We start from the raw sequence: 7,380 nt of genomic DNA, 5'->3' as shown, positions 1-7,380 counted from the left end.
CCACCCCCCTACGCCCCACCCCCCCCCGCCCGGGCGGGGCCGGGCTGGCGCCCCCGCGGCCGCCGCGTCCGCGACGAAGTCGCCAGCGGCGGTCGCTCGGACGCGAGCCATAAAGGGGCCGCGAACACGCAGCGCCGCAGGCGCTGGAAAACCAACGGAGAGGGAATGACGCAGCCGGACGCGACGACAACACCGCAGGCGGTGATCGCCGCCGCGCTGCGCCGCGAGCGCACTCGGGCCGGATTGTCGTTGAGCGAGGTCGCAGGCCGCGCGGGCATCGCTAAGTCCACGCTGTCGCAACTGGAATCGGGAGCGGGGAACCCGAGCCTGGAGACATTGTGGGCGTTGTGCGTCGCACTGGACATGCCGTTTTCCCGGCTGCTCGACCCGCCGCGCCCGAAAGTCCACGTGATCCGCGCCGGTGAAGGCCCGGTGGTGGCAGCCGAGCAATCGGAATACCGGGCGACCCTGCTGGCGGCCGGGCCGGCCAACTCCCGCCGTGACCTGTTCCGCATCACCGCGGAACCGGGACATGCGCGCCGATCGGATCCGCATATCGCCGGTGTGGTCGAGCACGTGCTGCTCGCCGAAGGCCGCGCGCTGGTCGGGCCGGTCGACGCACCGGTCGAGCTGCACCCGGGCGACTACATCGCCTACCCGGGTGATCGGCCGCACGTGTTCGAGGCATTGGCGTCGCCGACTTGGGCGACGCTGGTGGTGGAGTACACCTGATCCGTCAGGCGGCGCCTTCGCCGAGGTACTGCAACCACACCGGGTCGAGTTCGGCGGTGGTGGACAAAAGGCGCCAGTGCGGTCCCTTCGGGGAGACCAGTGGGGCCCGCAGCGTCCAGCCCAGCTCGCTGAGCAGCTTGTCGGCTTTGCGATGGTTGCACGGCGCGCAGCTGGCGACGCAGTTCTCCCAGGAATGTGCTCCGCCGCGGCTGCGCGGGATGACGTGGTCGATGGTCTCGGCCTTGCCGCCGCAGTATCCGCAGCGGTAGCGATCCCGGTGCATGAGGGCGGCGCGGGTCATCGGCACCCGGGCGCGGTACGGGACGTGGACGTAGGTGCGCAGACGGATCACCGAAGGAATGGCCACCGACGTCTCGGCGGAGTGCACTACCGGGCCTTCGTCGTTGTGATGAATCGCGTCGGCCTTGTCACAGATGAGCAGGACGATCGCGCGGCGCGCGGACAAAGCGGTGAGCGGCTCGTAGGTGGCGTTCAACAGCAGCACCCGGCTCTTGAGCCAGTTCGTGCCCTCGGCGGGCGGGGCGGTGGGGCGGGGGCCGTGGTCGTGATGGCCACGATGTCCACCCGGATATCGTTCGGACAAGATGTGCAGCGGAGTAGCCCCCGACCCACGATTGTGGACGTCGGCGGGCTCGAGTTGTCGGTGCGCTCGCGCCTCGTGTGATCGGGCGCCGTGCCGCTGCTTCATCTCGACCTCGATTTCATGATTGGCAGGATCATGTGGTATCTGCAAAGCAGAGACTGTCACCCAGTTGACCATGGAATGTCGGGCATTGCACGGTGATTTTCGACAATGTCCGGTTAACTGTGGCTGAAGTGCCATTCCGGCGCGATGTTCCGGCTGCCGAGCGGCGGCGGATGGGCGGTGCGGCGGCAGTGACCCGGCGCGGGCACAATGGACGGCGACGCATCCGGTGAATCGAGAGGGTCTATGACTTCGGGCGAGCAAACGGCGACGTCGTTCTACGAAGCGGTCGGCGGGGCGGAGACGTTCCGGCGGCTCGTCGCGACCTTCTATCGGGAGGTGGCCACCGACGAGGTGCTGCGCCCGCTGTATCCGGAGGAAGATCTCGGCCCGGCGGAGCGTCGTCTGCGGATGTTCCTGGAGCAGTATTGGGGTGGTCCGCGCACCTACTCCGACGAACGCGGCCATCCCCGCCTGCGCATGCGGCACATGCCGTTCACCATAGGCCCGATCGAGCGGGACGCGTGGTTGCGGTGTATGCGCATCGCGGTCGCCGAGATCGAGCCCGACATCCTGGACGACGAGCATCGCAAGGCGCTGCTCGACTACCTGGAGATGGCGGCCAATTCGCTGGTGAACGCCCCCTTCTGACCGTGTGGCGCCGGTGTGTTTTCTACCGCGTTGTGGTGGCGGCGGATTCGCTGATCGCCAGACGGTGACCGGACCCTCGCGCGTGAGAAACGTGGTGGAGCAGTGCTTTTCGCTTGAACAGCTGGCAGTGCTGATCATTTGCCAATGCTCTGAATCGTCATAGTGCGCGAGCACTCGACCGTCGAAACTTTGGCACTATTGCGATGTGAGTGATGCACCAGCCTTAACGGCGCCGGCGGATCCCACCACCCCGTCGTGGTGGCGGTCCGCCGTGTTCTACCAGGTTTATCCCAGATCCTTCGCGGACTCGAGCGGCGACGGGGTCGGCGATCTCGGCGGAGTCCGGGACAAACTGGGCTATCTCGAACTGCTCGGCGTCGACGCCCTGTGGATCTGCCCCGTGATGCGTTCGCCGATGGCCGACGGTGGCTACGACGTTGCCGACCCGCGCGACATCGACCAGCTCTTCGGCGGGCTCGCCGCGATGGACGCGCTGATCGCCGAGGCGCATGCCCGCCGGATCAAGGTCACCATGGACCTGGTGCCCAACCACACCAGCGATCAGCACCCATGGTTCCGGGCGGCGCTGGCGGCGGCTCCCGGCAGCCCGGAACGCGACCGGTACATCTTCCGCGACGGCCGTGGCCCCGATGGCGCTCTGCCGCCGAACAACTGGCCGAGCATCTTCGGCGGTCCCGCGTGGACCAGGATCACCGAACCCGACGGCAGGCCCGGCCAGTGGTACCTGCACATCTTCGCCCGCGAGCAACCCGACCTGAACTGGGCAGATCCTGAGGTCGCCGCCGATTTCGAGCAGACGCTACGGTTCTGGCTCGACCGCGGTGTGGACGGTTTCCGGATCGACGTCGCGCACGGCATGGCCAAGCCCGACGGTCTGCCGGACATGCCCGAGTTGTCCGTCTCGGCCCTGCTCGCGCACGACGACAGCGACCCCCGCTTCAACAATCCCGCCGTGCACGACATTCACCGCAGGATCCGCAAGGTGCTCGACGAGTATCCGGACGCCGTGACCATCGGCGAAGTCTGGGTGAACGACAACACCCGCTTCGGCGAGTACGTGCGCCCGGACGAACTGCATTTGGCGTTCAACTTCCGGCTCGCCGAATCGGCGTTCGACGCTGACGCCGTGCGCGACGCGATCGACAACTCGCTCGCCGCCGTGGCGCCGGTCTTCGCCGTGCCCACCTGGACGCTGTCCAACCACGACATCGAGCGGGAGGTCACCCGGTACGGCGGCGGCGCGCTCGGCGTCGCGCGGGCACGGGCGATGGTTCTGGTGGAACTCGCGCTGCCGGGTGCGGTCTTCATCTACAACGGCTCCGAACTGGGGCTGCCCAACGTCGACGACCTGCCGGACGACGTGCTGCAGGATCCGGTGTGGGAACGGTCGGGGCACACCCAGCGCGGCCGCGACGGCTGCCGGGTGCCGCTGCCGTGGGAGGGCGTCGCGCCGCCGTTCGGGTTCACCACCGGGACACCGTGGCTGCCGATTCCGCCCGACTGGGCGCCGCTGACCGTCGAGGCGCAGCTCGAGGAGCTGGGGTCGACCTTGTCGCTGTATCGCCTGGCGATCGAACTGCGCGCACTGCGGCCGGAGTTCGCGGGGGACCGGATCGAGTGGTACGGCAGCCCGGCGGGTTGTCTGGCGTTCCGCCGCCCGGGCGGGCTGGTCTGCGTGCTCAACGCCTCCGACGCACCCATCCAGCTACCGCCGGGAGACCTGTTGCTGGCCAGTGCGCAGGCCGAGGGAGGCCAGCTGCCGCCGAACGCGGCCGCCTGGTTGGTCTGAGCTACGACGGAAAACCCCAGCTCGGCACGGGTTCGACCGACACGGACGGCGGTCCGGCTCGACCGGACGGAGAACTACTACAGAGGATCGTCTACCTTTGATCCGTGAGCATTCTCGAGACAGTGCTGATCTTCGCCGGCATCCCGCTGGTGATCTACGGCGTGATCGCCGGATTGTCGTTCCTCGGTAAGCCACTGCCTGGCGAGAAGCCGGTCCACTTCGCCCTCGGTCAGAAGTGGACCCAGCAGCCGGTGCTGTGGAGTGCCACCGAAGAGGTGATCGGCTCCGGTCACCACTTCGCGGAAACCCCGCATGGACTGCATGCGGCCATCGAGTCCACCGAGGTGGAGCTGATCGGAGGACGGGCAAGTGGCAGGTTCTAAGTGGCCCGCGGTGGTCGAAGCCGATTTGCCGCACGGATACGCGATCACCAGCAGTGGCCGCGTCTCCGGCGTGCACGAGGCGGGCGACGTGTTCAAGGAAGCGCCGTTCAACGATGAAGAGCGGCTCACCATGGACAACGTGCTCACCGAGGCCACCCGCGCGACCAAGGTGCGCTTCAACGTCTACATCGGCGATCTGGGTGAGGATCCGGCCGCGGGTGCGGACGCGATCTTCCCCGGTACGCCAGAGGCGGCGCACTCGGTGCTCATCGCCGTCTCGCCCAACGACAAGGCGATCGAGGTGCGCTCGGGCCGGGCGGTCGCCGACCGCGCGAACGACCGCGTCTGCCAGCTCGGCGTCACCGCCGCGCTGAGCTCGTTCCGGCAGGGACAGCTGATCGACGGCGTGGTCTCCGCGGTCCGCGTGATGGCCGCCGCCATCGGAAGGTAATAAGGAACGCCGCACCGGCGCGTCCACCCGAACCGGGTGGACGCGCCGGTTTCGTTCACGGCTGTGCGTCGAACGCGCGGGCGCGCAGCGAGCGTTCGATGCCCGCCTTGCCCTCGCTGACCAGGCGGCGCAGCGCCGGAGGGTGGTCGCCGGCGAGGAACTTGTCGGCGACGGCCACCGCGTCCTCGCTGATCGCCCAGTGCGGGTAGAGGCCGACCACCACGGTCTGGGCGACCTCGCTGGAGCGACGCTCCCAGACGCCGGGGACCTCCGCGAAGTACCGCTCCACGTAGGGGGCGAGCAGCTCACCCTGACCTGCGGGCGCGAAGCCGCCGACGATCGAGCGAGCGGTGACGTTGGGCACCGTGTCGTCGCCCATCACCGTCGCCCACGCCTGCTCCTTCACCTCGGCGATCGGACGCGCCGTCGCCGCGGCGGCCGCCTGCCGCTTGCCCGCGGCCGTGGGGTCGTTGGCCAGTTCCTGGTCGATGACCGGCGTGTCCAGGCCCTCGGCGTCCAGCTCGCCCGCGGCGGCGAGTGCGGAGACGATTCGCCAGCGCAGGTCGGTATCGATCACCAGGCCAGGCAGCCCGACCTTGGCCGGGTCGCCGTCGAGCAGTTCGCCGAGCACCTCGGTGTGCCAGGCCGACAGCTTCGCGCCGGTCAGCGCGTTGACGAAGGCGAGCTGGTGGTCCGAACCCGGCTCCGCCTCACGCGCCAGCTCCAGCAGCCGATTGGCGAATTCCGGCCAGCCGGTGGTCGCGGCCCATTCCGGATCGGCGTAACTGCTCAGCGCGGTATTGGCTTGCATCAGCAGCCGCTGCACCACGCCGATCTCGCTCTCGGCGCCGACACCACGCTCGACCAGCGCGACGAAATCGCGGGCGCGGAACTCGGCTTGGCGCGTCATCTCCCAGGCCGCCGACCAGGCCAGCGTGCGCGGCAGCGGCTCCGCGATGTCGGCGATGCGGTTGACCAGCACGTCGAGCGAATCGGCGTCCAGACGGATCGAGCAGTAGGTGAGGTCGTCGTCGTTGACCAGCACGAATTGGCCGCGCGGCACGCCGACCAGAGCGGGCACCTCGGTGCGCTCGGCAGCCTCGAGGTCGAGTTCGACCCGCTCGGTGCGCACCAGCTTTCCGTCCCGCTCGTCGTACACGCCGATCGCCAGACGGTGCACGCGCCGCTCGCCCGCGCCCGGCTGCGCGCCCTCCTGCACCACCGCGAACGAGCTGAACTTCCCGTCGCCGTCGACCTCGAACTCCGGGCGCAGGATGTTCAGCCCGGTGGTCTTGAGCCACTGCGCGCCCCAGGTGGACAGGTCGCGTCCGGACGACTTCTCCAGCGCCGACAGCAGATCGTCGAAGGTGGCGTTGCCGTAGGCGTGGTCGGCGAAGTACGCGCGCAGACCGGCCAGGAACGGTTCCAGGCCGACGTAGGCGACCAGCTGCTTCAGAACGCTGGCGCCCTTGGCGTAGGTGATGCCGTCGAAGTTCACCTCGACCGCGGCCAGATCGGGGATGTCCGCGGCGATCGGGTGCGTGGACGGCAGCTGGTCCTGCCGGTAGGCCCACGACTTCTCCACGTTCGCGAACGTGGTCCAGGCGTTGGCGTATTCGGTGGCCTCGGACTGGCACAGCACCGAGGCGAAGGTGGCGAACGACTCGTTCAGCCACAGATCGTCCCACCACTTCATGGTGACCAGGTCGCCGAACCACATGTGCGCCATCTCGTGCAGCACGGTCTCGGCGCGGCGCTCGTAGGACGCCCGGGTGACCTTGGACCGGAAGACGTAGTCCTCCAGGAAGGTCACCGCGCCCGCGTTCTCCATCGCTCCCGCGTTGAACTCCGGGACGAACAGCTGGTCGTACTTGCCGAACGCGTACGGGACGCCGAAGTTGCGGTGGTAGAAGCCGAAACCCTGCTTGGTCTCGGTGAACAGCCGCTCGGCGTCCATGTACTCGGCCAGCGAGGCGCGGCAGTAGATGCCGAGGGGGATGTCGCCGTGGTCGTCGGTGTAGACGTCGGTCCACTGCGCGTACGGGCCGGCGATGAGCGCGACCAGGTAGGTGCTCATCCGCGGGGTAGTGCGGAAGACGTGCTTGCCCGGCTCTGGCGCGACGGTCTGCACGACGGCAGCGTTGGAGATCACCTGCCAGTCCTCCGGTGCGGTGACCGCGAGATCGAACGTGGCTTTGAGGTCGGGCTGGTCGAAGCAGGCGAACATCCGTTTGGCGTCGGCCGTCTCGAACTGCGAGTACAGGTACACGGCGTCGTCGGTGGGGTCGACGAACCGGTGCAGGCCCTCGCCGGTGTGCGAGTACTCGCAGTCGGCCTCCACCACCAGCTCGTTGCGCTCGGCCAGGTCGGTCAGCGTGATCCCGGTCGACTCGTCGTAGCCGGAGACGTCCAGCGCGGTGCCGTTGAGCACCGCGGAGCGCACGCCGCGCGCCACGATGTCGATGAACGTGCTCGCGCCCGGCGTCGCGGTGAAGGTGACGGTGCTGCGGGAGAAGAAAGTCTGCTCGCCCGGGGCGCCCGCACCGTCGGTGAGGTCCAGCTCGACGCGGTAGTTCTCGACCGACACCGTCGCGGCGCGTTCGATCGCCTGGTCGCGAGTGAGATTGGGTGCGGACATAAGGCTCCT

General features: G+C 68.5%; 7 protein-coding genes. 5 read left to right on the top strand and 2 right to left on the bottom strand.

All coding sequences use genetic code 11. The features are described from left to right. Positions 1–165 precede the first annotated feature (165 nt). Positions 166–732: an XRE family transcriptional regulator gene (locus ABZ552_RS33485; protein ID WP_281875036.1), complete on the top strand. Its 567-nt coding sequence runs from the start codon at positions 166–168 to the stop codon at positions 730–732. 4 nt (positions 733–736) lie between these two features. On the opposite strand, the gene ABZ552_RS33480 is transcribed toward ABZ552_RS33485, so the two are convergent. Then, positions 737–1,441 carry an HNH endonuclease gene (locus tag ABZ552_RS33480; RefSeq protein ID WP_281875035.1) on the bottom strand — a complete coding sequence of 235 codons (705 nt, stop codon included), beginning with the start codon at positions 1,439–1,441 and terminating at the stop codon, positions 737–739. A 243-nt stretch (positions 1,442–1,684) separates the two neighbouring features. Here ABZ552_RS33480 and ABZ552_RS33475 point away from each other — a divergent pair, with 243 nt between their 5' ends. The 4 genes from ABZ552_RS33475 to ABZ552_RS33460 all read left to right on the top strand — a co-directional run bounded on the left by ABZ552_RS33475 (position 1,685) and on the right by ABZ552_RS33460 (position 4,733). Beyond that, the gene (locus ABZ552_RS33475) at positions 1,685–2,089 is read left to right on the top strand and encodes a globin (RefSeq protein WP_281875034.1); all 405 of its coding nucleotides are present in this window, start codon (positions 1,685–1,687) and stop codon (positions 2,087–2,089) included. Between the two features lie 205 nt (positions 2,090–2,294). After that, the gene (locus ABZ552_RS33470; RefSeq protein WP_357441872.1) at positions 2,295–3,899 is read left to right on the top strand and encodes an alpha-amylase family glycosyl hydrolase; all 1,605 of its coding nucleotides are present in this window, start codon (positions 2,295–2,297) and stop codon (positions 3,897–3,899) included. Positions 3,900–4,003: 104 nt separating this feature from the next. Further along, positions 4,004–4,282, top strand: a complete 279-nt coding sequence (locus ABZ552_RS33465) for a hypothetical protein (RefSeq protein WP_063025042.1) — start codon at positions 4,004–4,006, stop codon at positions 4,280–4,282. Next, positions 4,269–4,733, top strand: a complete 465-nt coding sequence (locus ABZ552_RS33460) for a DUF5130 domain-containing protein (protein ID WP_281875032.1) — start codon at positions 4,269–4,271, stop codon at positions 4,731–4,733. Before ABZ552_RS33465 ends, ABZ552_RS33460 begins: the two co-directional genes overlap by 14 nt. A gap of 55 nt (positions 4,734–4,788) precedes the next feature. Here ABZ552_RS33460 and pepN read toward each other — a convergent pair whose 3' ends face one another. Further along, positions 4,789–7,371 carry an aminopeptidase N gene (gene pepN, locus ABZ552_RS33455; protein WP_281875031.1) on the bottom strand — a complete coding sequence of 861 codons (2,583 nt, stop codon included), beginning with the start codon at positions 7,369–7,371 and terminating at the stop codon, positions 4,789–4,791. Positions 7,372–7,380: the final 9 nt, after the last annotated feature.

The sequence above is a fragment of the Nocardia sp. NPDC019219 genome (genome assembly GCF_040632645.1).
Taxonomy (GTDB): Bacteria; Actinomycetota; Actinomycetes; order Mycobacteriales; family Mycobacteriaceae; genus Nocardia; species Nocardia sputorum.
Note: the sequence above shows the minus strand (reverse complement) of the source record. Positions and strands in the feature narration are given on the sequence as shown.